Source organism: Sporosarcina sp. Y1009, assembly GCF_057669865.1.
Genome location: NZ_JBYHFO010000001.1, coordinates 1 through 17,535 on the forward strand (window position 1 = coordinate 1; position 17,535 = coordinate 17,535).

General features: G+C 38.5%; 15 protein-coding genes. 1 reads left to right on the forward strand and 14 read right to left on the reverse strand.

The annotated features are described in order from the left end of the window. Nucleotides 1–570 precede the first annotated feature (570 nt). The 12 genes from AC25Y1_RS00005 to citZ all read right to left on the reverse strand — a co-directional run bounded on the left by AC25Y1_RS00005 (nucleotide 571) and on the right by citZ (nucleotide 14,143). Nucleotides 571–1,593: a glyceraldehyde-3-phosphate dehydrogenase gene (locus AC25Y1_RS00005; RefSeq protein ID WP_488145882.1), complete on the reverse strand. Its 1,023-nt coding sequence runs from the start codon at nucleotides 1,591–1,593 to the stop codon at nucleotides 571–573. Nucleotides 1,594–1,716: 123 nt separating this feature from the next. Then, nucleotides 1,717–2,313 (reverse strand): dephospho-CoA kinase, encoded by a 597-nt coding sequence (gene coaE, locus AC25Y1_RS00010; protein ID WP_488145883.1) that lies wholly within the window; start codon nucleotides 2,311–2,313, stop codon nucleotides 1,717–1,719. A gap of 36 nt (nucleotides 2,314–2,349) precedes the next feature. After that, nucleotides 2,350–3,222, reverse strand: coding sequence for a bifunctional DNA-formamidopyrimidine glycosylase/DNA-(apurinic or apyrimidinic site) lyase (mutM, locus tag AC25Y1_RS00015; RefSeq protein ID WP_488145884.1), 873 nt, complete (start codon nucleotides 3,220–3,222; stop codon nucleotides 2,350–2,352). A 9-nt stretch (nucleotides 3,223–3,231) separates the two neighbouring features. After that, nucleotides 3,232–5,856, reverse strand: a complete 2,625-nt coding sequence (gene polA / locus AC25Y1_RS00020) for a DNA polymerase I (RefSeq protein WP_488145885.1) — start codon at nucleotides 5,854–5,856, stop codon at nucleotides 3,232–3,234. 130 nt (nucleotides 5,857–5,986) lie between these two features. After that, nucleotides 5,987–6,985, reverse strand: coding sequence for a protease modulator HflC (gene hflC, locus AC25Y1_RS00025; RefSeq protein ID WP_488145886.1), 999 nt, complete (start codon nucleotides 6,983–6,985; stop codon nucleotides 5,987–5,989). Continuing rightward, nucleotides 6,985–7,944 (reverse strand): FtsH protease activity modulator HflK, encoded by a 960-nt coding sequence (gene hflK, locus AC25Y1_RS00030; protein WP_488145887.1) that lies wholly within the window; start codon nucleotides 7,942–7,944, stop codon nucleotides 6,985–6,987. Before hflK ends, hflC begins: the two co-directional genes overlap by 1 nt. A gap of 53 nt (nucleotides 7,945–7,997) precedes the next feature. Then, nucleotides 7,998–9,416, reverse strand: a complete 1,419-nt coding sequence (gene pnpS, locus AC25Y1_RS00035) for a two-component system histidine kinase PnpS (RefSeq protein WP_488145888.1) — start codon at nucleotides 9,414–9,416, stop codon at nucleotides 7,998–8,000. Continuing rightward, nucleotides 9,416–10,117 carry a response regulator transcription factor gene (locus AC25Y1_RS00040; protein ID WP_488145889.1) on the reverse strand — a complete coding sequence of 234 codons (702 nt, stop codon included), beginning with the start codon at nucleotides 10,115–10,117 and terminating at the stop codon, nucleotides 9,416–9,418. Before AC25Y1_RS00040 ends, pnpS begins: the two co-directional genes overlap by 1 nt. 20 nt (nucleotides 10,118–10,137) lie before the next feature. Continuing rightward, on the reverse strand, nucleotides 10,138–10,614 hold the full coding sequence (locus tag AC25Y1_RS00045; RefSeq protein ID WP_488145890.1) for a MaoC/PaaZ C-terminal domain-containing protein: 477 nt from the start codon (nucleotides 10,612–10,614) through the stop codon (nucleotides 10,138–10,140). Nucleotides 10,615–10,687: 73 nt separating this feature from the next. Then, entirely contained in the window at nucleotides 10,688–11,626 is a 939-nt protein-coding gene (gene mdh / locus AC25Y1_RS00050; RefSeq protein ID WP_488145891.1) for a malate dehydrogenase, read from the reverse strand. 61 nt (nucleotides 11,627–11,687) lie between these two features. Continuing rightward, nucleotides 11,688–12,956 carry an NADP-dependent isocitrate dehydrogenase gene (gene icd / locus AC25Y1_RS00055; RefSeq protein WP_488145892.1) on the reverse strand — a complete coding sequence of 423 codons (1,269 nt, stop codon included), beginning with the start codon at nucleotides 12,954–12,956 and terminating at the stop codon, nucleotides 11,688–11,690. Between the two features lie 71 nt (nucleotides 12,957–13,027). Further along, nucleotides 13,028–14,143, reverse strand: a complete 1,116-nt coding sequence (gene citZ / locus AC25Y1_RS00060; protein ID WP_488145893.1) for a citrate synthase — start codon at nucleotides 14,141–14,143, stop codon at nucleotides 13,028–13,030. A 175-nt stretch (nucleotides 14,144–14,318) separates the two neighbouring features. Here citZ and AC25Y1_RS00065 point away from each other — a divergent pair, with 175 nt between their 5' ends. Beyond that, nucleotides 14,319–15,293 carry an AI-2E family transporter gene (locus AC25Y1_RS00065; RefSeq protein ID WP_488145894.1) on the forward strand — a complete coding sequence of 325 codons (975 nt, stop codon included), beginning with the start codon at nucleotides 14,319–14,321 and terminating at the stop codon, nucleotides 15,291–15,293. Here the strand turns inward: AC25Y1_RS00065 and AC25Y1_RS00070 are convergent. Further along, nucleotides 15,283–15,666 carry an FxsA family protein gene (locus tag AC25Y1_RS00070; protein ID WP_488145895.1) on the reverse strand — a complete coding sequence of 128 codons (384 nt, stop codon included), beginning with the start codon at nucleotides 15,664–15,666 and terminating at the stop codon, nucleotides 15,283–15,285. The genes AC25Y1_RS00065 and AC25Y1_RS00070 overlap by 11 nt on opposite strands. A 60-nt stretch (nucleotides 15,667–15,726) precedes the next feature. Next, a complete protein-coding gene (gene pyk, locus AC25Y1_RS00075) occupies nucleotides 15,727–17,487 on the reverse strand; it encodes a pyruvate kinase (RefSeq protein WP_488145896.1) in 1,761 nt (586 codons plus the stop codon). Nucleotides 17,488–17,535: the final 48 nt, after the last annotated feature.

Below are 17,535 nucleotides of genomic sequence, written 5' to 3' on the forward strand. Positions count from 1 at the left end.
CTTTTATCCAATGCTTGCTTTGACATCTGGGCATCATGGTTTCCTAAACTGCCACACAAACTAGTTAAAGAAAGTGTAGAAAGTGCTCCAGGCTGACTAAAAATCATGGCCATGAAGGCAGATAGGGTTAGCTTACGATTTCTTTGAATAAAATGAGTTTCCTTTGCTAGTTCATTTAGTTCTTTTGGGCGAAAGAAGCTGAAATAATTGTTTCAATTGATAAACTGGGTGATGTCGCTTCATAATTGATCCCTCCTTAATTGGTTTCACTCTTTATTTACCAACAAAGGGGAGGAGTTAATCATTAATTTTTCTTAAGTTGACGCGTATGAGGGCGGCGACTCCCGCGGAATCAGCATCAACCGAAGACCCCACAGGAGCTTGCGACGAGGAGTGGGAAAGATTGAACTGCATCTTTCCGCACTTGGGTGATGCCCGCAGGAAAGCGTCCGCCCAGAACGGAAATCAACGGCCCAAGTACATAACGAGTACTTGTTCAAGCAAACAAAAAAGTACGGAAAGGAAATTGCACTATTTCCCCTCCATACTTTTATTTAAACTAAATTTTTCTCAAGCACTCAACTTCAAACTTAAAGCATAGCCAACTCGTTTCGCCAAATCAACAACACGTGCAGAGTAGCCCCACTCATTATCATACCAAGCAAGTACTTTTACTTTTCTAGTACCCATAACAATTGTGGATAGTCCATCAACAATTGCTGATTCCGTCGTTGTATTTAAATCTACAGAAACAACTGGGTCTGTTGTGTAAGCTAGAATTCCTGACATATTTGACTTAGCAGCCTTTTTAAATGCATCATTCACCATTTCTACCGTTACATCCTGTTTAAGATCAACGACAAGGTCTACCAATGAAACGTTCGGCGTCGGAATGCGTAGTGCCATACCATGAATCTTCCCTTCTAGTTCAGGAATAACCAATGAGAGCGCTTTCGCCGCACCCGTAGAAGTTGGAATAATAGATTGCGAACATGCCCGTGCCCGGCGTAAATCTTTGTGCGGATTATCTAAATTATTTTGGTCTGTCGTGAAAGCATGAACAGTTGTCATTAAACCGTTCTCAATTCCAAATGCATCGTTCAGCACTTTAACAACTGGTGCTAGACAATTCGTTGTACAACTCGCATTCGAAATAATTTCATGTTTATCAATATCAAGTTTTTCATCATTCACGCCAAGGACAATTGTAATATCTTCATCTTTCCCAGGTGCAGTTAAGATTACTTTTTTGGCACCAGCTTGTAGATGAAGTGCAGCCTTGTCACGCGAGTTAAATTTACCTGTTGCTTCTATAACGATATCGACACCTAGCTCTTTCCAAGGTAGTTTTACTGGATCTCTTTCCGATACTAGTTTCACTCGTTTACCATTTACAACAAGTGCATCTTTTTCGGCGATGATCTCACCCTTAAAAGTTCCATGATTTGTGTCATACTTAATCAAATGAGCGAGCGTTTCCGATGGATATGATGCGTTTACTGCAACAATCCTTACATCATCCTCCATAATCATTTGTCGGAAAACCATTCGTCCAATTCTTCCAAACCCGTTAATCGCAATAGAAGTTGTCATAGATAAATCCTCCTGTAAGTATGTTATACTTTATCTGCTTGATTCACCATTAGTATAACACATATATTATAAGGAGAACACATTAATACATAAAATCACGCTGTCCCAATCTTCAGAAAAACGCTACGCTTTGAGCGCCCAATTTTCTAGAATATCTTCAACCTGCGCTCTCGTTTCTTCTATTGATCCGTTGTTATTAATGACTGCGTCCGCACCGGATTCTTTTTCAACCATCGGAAGTTGAGCGTTAATACGATTAACTGCTTCTTGTTCGCTCAGTTTATTTCGAGCAATAAGTCGCTGTTTTTGAATCTCAGGCGTCACTGATACGACAATGATTTTCTCAACGAAATACGCTAGTTTACTTTCAAATAAAAGCGGTATATCCATAATGACTGTATGGGCGCCCTTTGAGATCCAATGGTCTTTTTGCCTAATCATTTCATTTCGTATTGCAGGGTGAATAATGGAGTTTAGTTTCTTGCGATCTTCTGCGTTTCTAAATATTCGTTCACCTAGTTTTTCACGATTTAAAGAACCGTCTTCTTTCAAAACCTCATTGCCAAAGTGTTCCGCGATTTCTTTAATAACCGATGTGCCTGGTTCCACGACAAGACGTGCAATCTTATCGGCATCAACGATTGGAAACCCTTTTTCCTGTAGCATTTCAGAAACAGTACTTTTCCCGCTGGCGATACTACCTGTAAGGCCAATAATCATATGCAACCTCACCTCCTTCCTAAAATTGAATAATAATCACCTTTGACATTTAGGACAATACACCGAAGTTCTACCTGCAATTCTGACGCTCTTTGTGTTCGTTTCACAGTGAAGGCATACTTTTCTGCCATACATTTTCAAGCGATCTTGCATGCCGCCTGCTTCACCGTTAATGTTGCGGTAATCAGATATCGTACTTCCGCCGGCATCAATGCTCTCTTGTAAGATATCGACGATAACATGAAATAACTCTGTTTTTCGCTTTAAACTAATTCGACTAACTTTTCGCACTGGATGGATGTTCATTTTATAAAGCGCTTCAGTCGCATAGATGTTACCGCAACCGGATATGACTTGTCCGTCCATGATGACTTCTTTTATTGGTTTTTCGGCATATTTAGGTAGTTGGGCTAAATCTAGAAAATGACTACAAGCCAAGCCATCAAAAGGTTCTGGTGCCATTTTTAGTAACGGCGGATGATCAGCCTCTACATTTAATAACCGTAGTTCGCCGAAACGCCGAATGTCTGAATAGACAAGCAGGCCGCCGTCTTCCATTGTAACAATTACATGGATATGTTTCCGGAATTTTAGTTCCAAAACTTCGTCAATTGTATTGACAACGAACCAAGCCCCCGTCATGCCAAGATGGCTGACGAGGAGATAGTTGTTATATCCTTTTTCTAGGTTAATATAAATATATTTACTGCGTCTCGTAACATTCACAATCGACATTTGTTTCATTTGTTGAATGAAATCATCAGTAGACAGTCCTTTAATAATTGCTTCTTTCCCCTGTTCTTTTGATTCGATCACAACATTTGAAACAACGACATCTTTTATCGTTCGTCCAATTGCCTCTGGTGCTAATGCACGAACTACGCCTTCAACTTCAGGTAATTCAGGCATCTTTTCTCCTCACTTCATGTCGTACCAAGAAACCCCATGTGCAGACTCAACTTTTAAAGGTACGTCGAGCTTAATTGCAGACTCCATGACTTCAGGTACTATTTTCTTTAAGATTTCAATCTCATCGGCAGGCGCTTCAAATATTAACTCATCATGTACTTGAAGTAACATGCGTGTTTGTAGTCCTTCTTTTTCCAAACGTGCCGCCATGTCAATCATCGCTTGTTTTATGATGTCCGCTGCACTACCTTGAATGGGTGTGTTCATTGCAGTACGCTCTGCAAAACTTCGTAAATTGAAATTCGAGCTTTTAATTTCAGGTAAATAACGTCTTCTGTTCATTAAAGTGGCTACAAATCCATTTACTTTTGCCTCTGCTACCGAATCATCCATATATTTTTTCACACCCGGGAAACTTGCCAAATAAGTTTCAATAAATTTAGCGGCTTCTTTTCGAGTAATATTTAAGTTCTGAGAAAGTCCGTAGTCGCTAATACCGTATATGATTCCGAAGTTGACTGCTTTTGCAGCATCTCGCATTGAAGATTCCACTTCGTCAATAGATACACCAAAAACATCTGCCGCCGTCTTCGTATGGATATCTTCTCCTTGGTGAAAAGCTTCCATTAATTTCTCATCTTGCGACATATGTGCGAGTACTCTCAATTCGATTTGAGAGTAGTCCGCTGCGAAGAGTAACCACTCCGGTTCAGACGGAACAAATGCTGCTCTTATTTTTCGCCCTTCCTCAAGACGAACAGGTATATTTTGCAGGTTTGGATTAATCGAGCTTAATCTTCCAGTTGTGGTCAGCGCTTGTTGGAAACGTGTATGGATTTTTCCATCTTCATGAATTTCCTTTAATAATCCTTCGATATACGTCGAATTAAGCTTGGCTAGCTGACGGTACTGTAAAATTTCACCGATGATTTCATGCTCGCTTTCTAATTTTTCAAGAACATCTGCCGCGGTGGAATAACCGGTTTTTGTTTTTTTAATAGGTGTTAACCCTATTTTTTCAAATAATATAACACCGAGTTGCTTCGGAGAGTTTATATTAAACTTTTCCCCTGCCATTTCATAAATGGACGATTCTAGTACTTTTATTTTCACTGACAATTGGGTTCCAATTTCCGCCAGTGCCTGTTTATCTGTTTTGACCCCTGTGGATTCCATCTTTCCAAGAATCGTAGCAAGTGGCAGTTCTAATTCGTGATACAAATCAAACTGCTCGTTTTCTTTTAGTTTCTCTTCAATCGTAGTTCGGAGCTTCCAGACTGCAAGTGCACTTCGACTTGCATGTTCCGCAATAACTTCATCTGCTGGCGCTGCTTTTTTCGCGCCTTTTCCATAGATCAATTCATTTTGTTTAACATCTGTATAACCAAACTGTTTTACAATTGAAGCAATATCCGTGTAAGAAGTGGATGGACTTACTATGTACGATCCAAGAAGTAAGTCAAACTCGATTCCTTTTAGTTCAATTCCGTATCTTGCTAAAGATGCAAGTGCCGCTTTCGAATCCGAACAATATTTTGCTTTACGCTCATCTTGAAGCCATGTTTTAAATAAATCTGAAGACGCCGCAACCGAAAATGGTAAGTAGATTGTTCGGTTTTCATCAGCTAGTGCGATTCCAAGAATGTCTACATTCAAATAGTTTTCATCCATCATTTCAACATGAAGCGCCATCTCATCAGACAAATGTTCTTCCTCTAAATCCGATACGATCGTAACTTCAATATCTTCTTGTGGGATTTCACTTGCGCCTGGTGCAATCTTTTCAAGTAGCGTATTGAAATTCAGTTGTTGAAAAATGCTAGTGAGTGCTTCGTTATCCGGACCGTTGTATGATAGTTCATTTATTTTCACCGTGATAGGTGCATCGACAACAATCGTTGCTAAATCACGACTCATATAGGCGATTTCTTCATTTGCTGTTAAATTCTCATTCAGCTTTTTTGCAGTTATTTTATCGAGTGATTTATATACATTTTCAATCGAACCATATTCTTTTAATAACTTAAGTGCAGTTTTTTCGCCCACCCCTGGAACTCCAGGTATATTATCAGATGGGTCTCCCATAAGGCCCATCATATCGGTCATTTGAGAAGCAGTAATTCCGTACTTCTCCACAATATGTTCTGGCGTATATTTCTCTGTATCTGTTATACCTTTGCGTGTAATCAGCACAGTTGTGTGCTCAGTTGCAAGTTGAGTTAAGTCTTTATCACCTGTAAATACAATCACTTCAACGCCGGCTTCATTACCTTCGCGACTCAAAGTACCGATAATGTCATCCGCTTCATATTGATCTAATTCGTATTGCTTTATATTATAAGCATCGAGTAGTTTTCGGATATAAGGAAATTGCTCAGACAACTCAGAAGGTGTTTTCTGGCGTCCACCTTTGTATTCTCCAAATGTTTTATGTCTAAAAGTGGTCTTTCCTGCATCCCATGCCACGAGCATATGGGTTGGTTTTTCTTCCTGTAAAATATTTTGAAGCATCATGGTAAAACCGTATACCGCGTTTGTATGAATGCCGTGATCATTTGTTAATAATGGCAAAGCAAAAAACGCTCGATACGCCAAACTATTCCCATCAATTAGTATTATTTTATCTTTACTCAAATACATCCACTCCATTTCATAGCTGTCTAAAACTACATAATTAAACCCGTCATCTTCATCTATCTTACCATGTAGGCAGGGATAAATGAAAATGACGGGTATTTGTCACGAATGACTATGATTTCTTTACTTAATCAAAATAACCAGTTAGTACTTTCGCGTATGGTGAATCTGCTGGAATAATGATCATCGTATCTTCACCAATCGTTTTTGTATAGGATTGTAATGTTCTGTACAAGTTATAAAACTCCGGGTCTTTAGAAAATGCATCGTTATACGTTTTTGCAGCTTCGGACTCACCATCAGCGTGGATCATTGCGGCTTCTTTATTTGCAGCCGCCAACATTTCGGTGACTTCTCGGTCTGTCTCAGCTTCTATTCTGCTTTTATCTGCATCCCCTTCTGATAAATAGGTTTGTGCAGTAGATTCCCGCTCTGAAATCATTCTTGTGTAAATAGATTGCTCGTTTTCTTCCGGTAAATCAATTCGTTTCATACGAACATCTACAACTTCAATTCCAAAGTTTCCACTCTCTAGAAATTCATTGACCTTTTCTGTAACTCTATCATTCAATGAACCTCGTTCGGAGTTTTCATCGTTGACCACATCTACATAGTCTAGTTGCCCAAGTTCAGTTCGCACAACTGAATAGATGAATTCCGTCATACGACTTTCAGCATTTACAATATTACGTGCATTGGAAATCATTTTTCTTGGATCTGTAATTTTCCAGACGGCATAATTATCAATCATAATTCGTTTTTTATCTTTTGTCGTGATTTCCTCTTCAGTCACGTTATTTCTCATTTGACTTTTTGGAAGCGTCATGACAGTTTGTATGAAAGGGACTTTCATGTTAATGCCCGGTTCCTGAATCAATCGTTTGATCTGCCCAAACTGGCTGACAACTCGGTACTCATTCTCCTTTACAACAAAAACATTCGAGAGCAGAATGATAAGGATTGCAAAGATGGAAGTTAAAATAAGCGTTAATTTTACATATTTTTTCACTTCAATCGGCTCTGCTGGTTTTTTAGATTTTTTAGGACCTGTTTTCGATTTTTCTTTAGCTTGTTTTTCAAAAAGTCTCTCTTCGAAGCTTTTAAATGGATTATTATCGTTTGCCATTACTCTTCGCCCTCCTCTTCGGTTTTAGTCGCTGGTTGAGCTGGAGTGTTTTCCAATTGTTGAAGCGGCAAATATTTCACTGTTTCACCATTATCATTCATAATGTAAATTTTAGCTTTCGGTAACACTTGTTCAAGTGTTTCCAGTATTAAACGTTCACGTGTAATTTCTTTATTATCTTTATACTCTTCATGCAGTTTGTTGAAAAGAGATACATCACCTAGCGCTTGTTCAATACGGGCTGTTTTTTGACCGGTTGCACGAGAAATTATCGCATCACGTTCACCAATCGCTTCACTACTTTTTTGATTTTCGTATTTTCTAGCTTCGTTAATTTTTGTGTTTTTTGTTTCGCGAGCATCTGTGACTGATGTAAATGCAGCGCGGACTTCAGTATTTGGAAGTTCCACATCCTGAAGTTTTACACCTAGGATAACGACACCAATGTCGTATTTCCCAACTAGCGTAGCTAGCAAGTCTTTTGTCTCTGCCTCAATTTCCGCTTTTCCATCTGTTAATGCAGCATCAATTGTAGAACTACCTATAATGGATCGAATTGATGCGGATGTAGCATCAAGTAAAATTTCTTCAGGATTTTCAGCATGAAACAAGAACTTAGTTGGTTCTGTTATTTTCCATTGAACGACCAAATCAGTGTGGACGATGTATTCATCCCCAGTAATCATTTTTGTTTCTGAGGAAACAAGCTCTCCCCCTTCTTCTTCATAGCCAAATTTCATACTAAAAGTCTCTTTCGATAAGATTTCAACATGTTGAATTGGCCAAGGAAGTTTAAAGTGTAACCCAGAGTTTGTAACTTCTGTGTTTGCTTTACCGAATGTGATTACCACCGCTTGTTCCGATTCATTCACTGTATACCATGTTGTAAAACCTATAATGATGAGCATGATACCTAATACACCCATGCCAATCATCGTAACAATCCTTTTGACGCTCATATCATAATCCCCCTTGCAATCTAAGTACACCTTACATACGGTTAAGATTGCGTTTAGTTTCGTTTTCTCTTTGGTATTTTAATGATGAAGCTTGTTCCAACATTCAATTTACTCTCAACGCTTATCGTACCTCCATGAGCTTCAATTAGATGTTTTACAATTGCGAGACCTAGCCCAGTTCCTCCCGAATCTCGGCTTCTTGCCCGATCAATTCGATAAAAACGTTCGAAAAGGCGATCTAATTCCTCTTCTTTAATGCCAATCCCTTCATCTTTAACTGTGATAAACACGTCATCTTTTCTTTCTTCTACATCAATTGTTATCGTTGTGCCTTTTGTCGAGTAAGTAATTGCATTCGCCATTAAGTTTACGATGACCTGAATTAAACGACCTTTGTCACCATCAATGATAATCTCGTTCGACATATCGAAATCTACAGTCATCCCTTTTCTTTGTATGCGATCACTATTCACTTTAGTCGCTTCAGCAATCATTTTCTTTAATCTAACTTTACTGTACTGAAGGATAAAGCCCTCACGTTCTACGTCTGACAAGACTAATAATTCATCGATTAATTGTTTCAGCCTGTCACTTTCTTTTTGAATAATTTCAAGAAAATCAATCATGACTGTCTTATCATTCATGGCACCATCTAATAATGTTTCGGCAAACCCTTTAATAGAAGTTACTGGTGTTCGTAGCTCATGAGATACATTCGCGACAAAATCTTTTCGAACTCTTTCTAGCCTTACGAGTTCTGTAATATCATGAATAACGACGACGATTCCTAACCAATTGCCATGGTTTCCAATGACCGGAGCTCCATATACCTTAACTGATGAAGGAGTGCCTGTGACAAACAAATCCAACTGAGAATCACATGGTTTTTCTGTCATGTATACATCATCAATAAGTTGATTGATTTCTAGAGGGAGTCCAAGTGAATTTACTGTTTTTCCAACAAGTATTTCATCATTTTCGATTCCAAAAGTCTTTCTGAAAGAACCGTTAACAAGATTGAGCGCGCCACCGCGTCCAAACATTAAAAGGCCACTTCCCATGCTTTCAACCAGTGTATTGAGTCGCTCTTTCTCCATTTCTCGTTCTCTTGAGATTTGCTTCATCGACTGACCTATTTTTTCAATCGCCGACGAAAAGTTATTTTCGGGGTCTACTTCTTGAATTGTTGTATGAATTGAATAATCCTCTCTAGCTAACTTTATAGCCATTGAAGAAGCCTCATCTATCGGCTTTATATATTGCGCTAATAATCGTGTAATGATAAAAAAAGAAGCAAATAATGTAACCACTAAAATAACTAAAAGATATATTAAAAAACTGCGCTCCAGTTGTGGATCAGCATTATGATTGAAAATGGGAAAAAACTGACCCAGAACAATACCTAGGCCAGTTAATAGAATTATAAGGAATATCGTACTTGCTAAAACAAGACGGCTATACAATCCTTTCATTACGATTCCATCTCCTCGAATTTATAACCAATACCTCTAACAGTTTTTATAAATTGAGGCTTTCTCGTGTCTACTTCAACTTTTTCTCTTAAATGACTCACATGAACGTCAACAATCCTAGTGTCTCCTGCAAAATCATAGTTCCAAACAGCACTAAGCAACAAATCACGTGATAGAACCCGGTTTTTATTTTGAATAAAATAAGCCAGTAGTTCGAATTCTTTTGGTGTAAACTCTAATTTTTCGTCATGAAGGGTCACTTCATAGCGCTCTAAATAGACTTTAAGAGGCCCTGATTCTAATGTCTCTTCTTTACCCTTTGTTTCTTCTTTCGCTTGGCTTCTTCTTAATACAGCCTTTATGCGTGCAATGACTTCTCTCGGGCTAAACGGCTTTGTCATATAATCATCCGCACCAATTTCTAAGCCAAGTACTTTATCATATTCATCGCCTTTTGCGGTTAACATAATAATTGGCGTATTGACGCCTTGCGCACGAAGTCTTTTACAGACTTCAATTCCATCTAATTTTGGCAACATTAAATCTAGAACAATTAAATCAGGCGGCTGATTGCCTTGCACCAGTTCGATCGCCGTTTCTCCATCTGCCGCACTAATAGTTTCATATCCAGAAAGCTTTAAGTTATATTCAAGTAACTTCCGAATTGGTTGTTCGTCTTCAACGATTAGAATTCTTTGCATTACCGCACTCACCCATCTAATTAGAAATTTTCCATAGCTTGTGATATTAATCGATCTTCAACAATTGGCGGTGTCACCTTAACTTCTCCAACAACTACGACCGCTTGATTTTCGTCTAATGCTTCGACTTTCACGGTGATTTTATTTGCCAATTTGTCAATTTTACTAACTTCCAAAAGGAATTCTATCGTCGCGTAATGATAGACGGGAATTGGAAATTCAAGATGTTGTTCAACAACATGTGAGCCTGGTCCAGGTAGATATTTTGAAATCGCAGAAGAAATAATACCTGTCAACATGATTGTCGGAACAATCGGCTTTTCATAAGCTGTTTGAGATGCGTAGTCATGTTGTATATAAAGCGGATTACCATCATTTGTTAGGCCAAGATACAAAAGTAAATCTTTATCTTCAATTTTCTCTGTAAGCTTTAGTTTTTCTCCAATTTTAATTTCTTCAATTTTTCTACCAAGTCGTCTTTTTTTACCTAGAATCAAATGAATTCCTCCCTATGACGTTAGTATTAATCGGATTCGTAAAAACGGGTAGCTTTCGCTACCCGTGTGTGGTTTATGCCAAACTTTTCATGACAGCTTTTACTGAGTCTGCTGATTTGGACAATGCAGTTTTTTCGTCTTCTGTTAAATCAAGTTCAATTATTTTCTCAATACCTGCAGCACCAAGGACGGTCGGTACGCCGAGATATATACCGTCTAGGCCATACTCGCCTTCCAAATAAGCGATGGCTGGAAGAACGCGTTTCTGATCTTTTAAAATGGCTTCTGCCATTTCTACTAGAGCAGCTGCTGGCGCATAATATGCAGAACCGTTTCCTAAGAGATTGACGATTTCTGCCCCACCATTTCGTGTTCTATCAACAATTTCTTCTAAGCGCTTAGGTGAAATTAAAGTTTCTAATGGAATTCCACCAGCATATGAGTAACGTATAAGGGGAACCATATCATCACCATGACCACCAAGAACAAATCCAGTAACATCTTTAACCGACAAGTTTAGCTCTTTCGCCACAAATGTTCGAAAACGCGCAGTATCTAATACACCAGATTGTCCAATTACACGTTCTTTTGGAAATCCCGATGCTTGATAGACAGTATAGGTCATCGCATCAACAGGATTCGTTAAAACAAGAATTGTCGCATCTGGAGAATACTTTACAATTTCGCTTGTGACAGATTTCATAATCTGTTGGTTTGTCTGCACCAAGTCATCACGACTCATGCCGGGTTTACGTGCAATCCCCGCTGTAATTATCACGATGTTAGAATTTTTAGTATCTGCATAGTTTGAAGTTCCAACAATATTTGCATCAAATCCTTGAACTGGACCTGCTTCAAGCATATCTAATGCTTTACCCTTTGTTGGATTTTCCATTTGTGGAATATCAACAAGCACAATATCTGCTAATTCTTTTTGTGCTAAAAGAAAAGCGGTTGTTGCACCTGTAAACCCAGAACCAATCACCGATACTTTCTTGCGTGCCATTGTCATGAGGTTACACTCTCCTTATATTTATATGTATATGGGGGACTAAGTCCCCCTATTTATTATATTATAAGTTTTTGATTAATTCATCTGCAAACTCGGAAGTTTTAACTTTAGTAGAACCTTCCATAAGGCGTGCAAAGTCATAAGTGACAACTTTAGATGCAATTGTTTTTTCAATTGACTCTTCAATCATTTTCGCTGCTTCATTCCAACCAAGGTGTTGTAGCATTAGAACACCCGATAAGATAACTGAAGAAGGGTTAACTACGTCAAGTCCAGCGTATTTTGGTGCAGTACCGTGAGTTGCTTCAAAGATTGCGTGACCTGTAACATAGTTAATGTTCGCTCCTGGTGCAATTCCAATTCCGCCAACTTGTGCAGCAAGTGCATCAGAAATATAGTCACCATTTAGGTTCATTGTTGCAACAACATCATACTCTTTTGGACGTGTAAGGATTAACTGTAAGAAGATATCAGCAATTGCTTCTTTAATAATGATTTTACCAGAAGCTTCAGCGTCTTCTTGTGCTTTGTTAGCAGCGTCAGTACCTTCTGCATCTTTAATCTTGTCATATTGTCTCCATGTGAATACTTTGTCCGCGAATTCTTGTTCAGCAACTTCATAACCCCAAGTTGCGAATGCGCCTTCAGTGAATTTCATGATGTTACCTTTATGAACAAGTGTTACTGATTTACGTCCTTCATCAATTGCATAGTTGATCGCTGCGCGAACTAGGCGTTTTGTTCCATCTTCTGAAACCGGCTTAATACCAATTCCCGAAGTTTCTGGGAAACGAATATTTTTAACACCCATTTCATCTTGAAGGAAGTTAACAAGTTTCTTAACTTCGTCTGTTCCTTTTTCGTACTCGATACCCGCATAAATATCTTCTGTGTTTTCACGGAAGATAACCATGTCACAATCTTCAGGGCGTTTAACTGGTGAAGGAACACCATCAAAGTAACGAACTGGACGAATACATGTGTAAAGATCTAGTTCTTGACGAAGTGCAACGTTTAATGAACGGAAACCTCCGCCGATTGGTGTTGTAAGTGGTCCTTTAATAGCGATCAAATACTCTTCGATAATATCAAGTGTTTCTTGTGGGAGCCATTCGCCTGTTTCATTGAATGCTTTCTCTCCTGCAAGCACTTCTTTCCATACAAGTTCTTTCTCACCGTTATAAGCTTTGCCAACTGCTGCTTCTAGTACGCGTGAAGCTGCATTCCAAATATCAGGACCAGTTCCATCACCGATTATAAATGGAATAACTGGATTGTTTGGTACATTTAAAACACCATTTGTTACTGTAATTTTTTCACCGTTTGTCATTAAAAATTCCTCCTATATTCAAAATCATAGGGCTAGCCCCTAGAAGCTGCCCTTCATTTTATTTAGTCATATTAGCGTTCGTTAATTGGAACATACTTTTGCATACCCGGTCCGATATAATCTGCACGTGGACGGATTAAGCGGTTGTTTGCATACTGCTCACGAATATGTGCAATCCATCCGGATGCGCGTGAAACAGCAAATACTGGTGTAAACAAATCATGATCGATTCCTAAGGAATGATAGACTGATGCTGAATAGAAATCTACGTTAGGTGGTAGATTCTTTTCTGCAGTAAAGACTTCTTCAACCTTCACAGACATCTCATACCATTTTTCTTCACCGCGTAATGCTGTAAGTTTTTTGGACATTTCACGTAAATGTTTCGCACGTGGATCACCTTTACGATAAACGCGATGGCCGAATCCCATAATCTTTTCTTTGTTTGCAAGTTTTTCTTTAATATAAGATTCTGCATTATCAACAGAACCAATTTCACTTAGCATTTTCATAACTTGCTCATTAGCACCACCGTGTAATGGGCCTTTAAGAGCACTAATTGCTGCAGTAACACCTGAATACATATCAGAAAGTGTTGCTACACAAACTCGTGCAGTAAATGTAGATGCATTCAATTCATGGTCTGCATGGAGCACCAGAGCTTTATCGAAAGCTTCTACTTCAATCTCCTCAGGATCTGTTCCTGATAGCATGTATAAAAAGTTTGCTGCATAGCCTAATTCTGCTTTAGGTGCAACCGGCTCTAATCCTTTACGAATACGGCCAAATGCTGTTACCAATGTGCTGATTTTTGCTTGAATCTTAATTGCTTTTTCATAATTAGCTTCGTCGGACATATCTTCTGATTTTTCATCGTATAATCCGAGAAGAGATACTGCAGTACGTAATGCAGTCATTGGATGTACATTCTCAATTGGATACATTTTAAAATGATCAAAAACTTCTTGAGGAACAGTCATATTTGAAATAAGTTGCTGTTTAAGTTCAGCAAGCTCGTCCTCTTTTGGTAATCTCTGATGCCAAAGAAGATAGATAACTTCTTCAAAACTGGCATTTTCAGCGAGGTCGTCAATGTCATAGCCGACATATGTAAGAGTATCATCAATAATTGAACTGATGGCAGATTGTGTTGCGACGACTCCTTCTAATCCCTTGGTTGATGTCATGTAAATCGCTCCTTTTGTTTATAGGGCCATACTTCGCAAAATCAGTAAAAAAGCGGTGTAGTGGCCTTTCTATTTCTACATCATATTTTTGCTTACAGATATCATTATAATCAACTTTGACAGTATTGTGAATGAAAACGCTTATTTTTCTAATAAATAGTAAAAGGAGTCGACGATGAAAGTACAAAAAAATAACCAAAAAATCATTAAAACTATTGTGATAAAATGGTTGCCGATCATTTTAACAATTATTGTTATTATTACGTTTCCACCCGTCGCTATTGCAGTTATACTTGCCTATTTCACTGCGCCACTTCTTAATGCAGTCCATTCACTCACCAAGATTCCGCTAACCATATCTACAATTTTCGTAATTTGTCTGCTCTTCTTTTTAACTGGCACATTCGTCTATGTTGGCATTACTGGCATAATGGACCTAGTTCCTGCCGTGGAACGGCATCTTTCACCTTTTACTGCGAATACAGATATTATCAGTAAAGCATTAGCTTTTTTTGAAGAGAAAATTGTGCAATATGGACATGCAATTCTTGAATACACCTTAATGTTTATTCAAAATTTATTTCAACGACTTGTCAGTTTCTTCATTTTCCTTATTGCGTTCTTTTTCGCCTTACGTGAATCTGGGAAAAATCGTTTTTGGTTTCTCGTCTATTTCCCAGTAGAAATGCGGAAGCAAGCGAAAAAATCACTTTCAGAAGCAAGTAAAGTAATCGGGACTTTTGTTTCTGTAGAAGCTCGGCTAATTTTTTTAACATTTATCATATTATCAATTGGCTTTTCCATCTTAAAATTCAATTCACCTTTTGGCATCGCATTCCTGATTTCTCTTGTCGATGGTTTACCCTTCTTAGGTATTGGAATCTTTTTAGTCCCAATGATTGTTTTTTTCATTCACTCTGGAAATTTATTTGTCGGTATATCCCTGTTACTCCTCTATATCTTTACAATTACAATTAGACAATTTACAGAATCCTATATGTGGGCATCTAAATTCCAATTAAAACCCGTCCATGCATTTTTAATAATGGCATGTACCGTTTACTTATTTGGGTTTGCTGGTATATTATTATCGCCATTTCTTTTATTTGCCGCTTACAAAATTAAACAACATCCATTGTTCAACGAATAACAATTCGACCACTTTTCATTTTTCTTGCTATCCAACGTATGATAAATGGTCTGATTAAGTTTCTTGGCCCTTTAAACAATAAAAGAAGTCCTACTGCATCAGTGATGAAACCTGGGATTATTAGCAGAATACCACCAAAAAGAATACAAACACTATCGATTAATGCATCACCTGGCGTCTCCATAACTTCCATTCTTCGTCTCATCTCATGCCAGGCTCTTACCCCTTGAGTTTTCGCTAAATAAGCACCGCCGATTCCTGTGGCTAAAATAAGTCCAATAGTTGGAAACAAGCCAAGGGTATTTCCTGAATAGATGAGAAGTGCCAATTCAGCTGTCGGAATAATGATAAACATAAGTATTAGCCATTTCAAAATACAAAAACCTCCTAAAAAAAGCTGCTTACCGAAGATTCGGAAGCAGCCATGATTTTTTTAAAGTACGCTTGCGTGACCACTGTAGATTGTGCCAGATTCAGCATCCATTGTTAGGTCATGACCATGTTCGATAACAGTCGTCGCATCTTCAACGCCAACAATAACTGGGATTCCAAGACTTAGCCCTACAATTGCTGCATGACTTGTCAATCCACTTTCTTCTGTGATAAGACCCGCACACTTCTCAATTGCTGGCATCATTTCACGATCAGATCCTGTTGTTACAATGATTGCGCCTTCTGTATCGTGTAACAAAGCTTCTGCAGCATTTTTCACCACGATTGCGCGACCTTTCGCAACAGTTCGTCCAATACCTTGTCCGCGTGCCAATAAATCACCAATTACATGTATTTTCATTAGATTAGTTGTCCCAACTTCGCCTACAGGAACGCCTGCAGTGATGATTACAACATCACCATGAGAAACATATTCATGTTTAACGCTTTCTTCAACAGATTCTTGTAGAATTTCATCAATTGAATTTACGTCTTTCCCTACAATCGGGTATATTCCCCATACAAGAGAAAGTTTTCTAGAGTTTTTCTCAGATGTTGTCATAGCAATAACTGGGCAGCCTGGACGATATTTTGCGATCATTTTCGCAGTATGACCGCTACGTGTTGGTGCGAGTACAGCTTTAACATTCAGATTGATAGCCGTGTACGCCGCGGATTGACCAATTGCTTCAGTCATATTACCTTGCTTTTCTCTTCGACGCGTTGAAACCAGGGAACGATAATCGACAGCATCCTCAGTATGAAGTGCAATCTTAACCATTGTTTTCACTGATTCCACTGGATATAATCCTGCTGCAGTTTCACCCGATAACATAATTGCGTCTGAACCATCCAATATAGCATTCGCAACATCACTTGCTTCCGCACGTGTTGGACGTGGGTTATGTTGCATGGAGTCTAGCATTTGCGTTGCTGTAATGACTGGTTTACCTGCTTGATTACATTTTTCAATCAATCTTTTTTGAATGAGTGGTACTTCTTCAGAAGGTATTTCAACACCTAAGTCGCCACGAGCAACCATTAACCCATCAGATACTAAGATGATTTCATCAATGTTCTCGACGCCTTCACCGTTTTCAATTTTCGGGATGATTTGTAATTCTTCTCCACCATTTGCTTCGAGCAGACTACGAATTTCCATAACATCTGCAGCACGACGAACAAAGGATGCAGCGATAAAATCGACACCTTCTTTAATGCCGAATAATATATCATTCGCATCTTTTTCAGTCATGCCTGGAAGCTGAACTTGAACGCCTGGAATATTAACGCCTTTTTTATTTTTCAGCGCACCGGAGTTAATGACCAGTGTTTTAATCAATCCATTTTCTTCGTCTATCTCAACAACTTCAAGTTGAATTAACCCATCATCTAAAAGAATTGTCGAACCAACCTCAATATCTTCAATAAGCTTATCGTATGTAACTGAAAACACATCGCTAGTACCCTCTACTTCCTTCATAGAAATACTAATATGTTGTCCAGTTACAAGGTCGACGCGACCATCTTTCATAGAATGCGTGCGAATTTCAGGGCCTCTTGTATCAAGTAAAATACCGACAATTTTCCCTTTTTTTCTTGCTGCTTCATTAATTCTATCAATGCGTACTTTGTGTTCTTCATGATCTCCGTGAGAGAAGTTTAATCTTGCAACGTTCATCCCTGCGTCTATCAATTCCTCTAGCATTTCTGGTGACTCACTTGCCGGGCCAATCGTACAAACAATTTTCGTTTTTCTCATGTATTTTTTCTCCCTTTATCAATAAATTAATTACAGTATGTTCTTCTT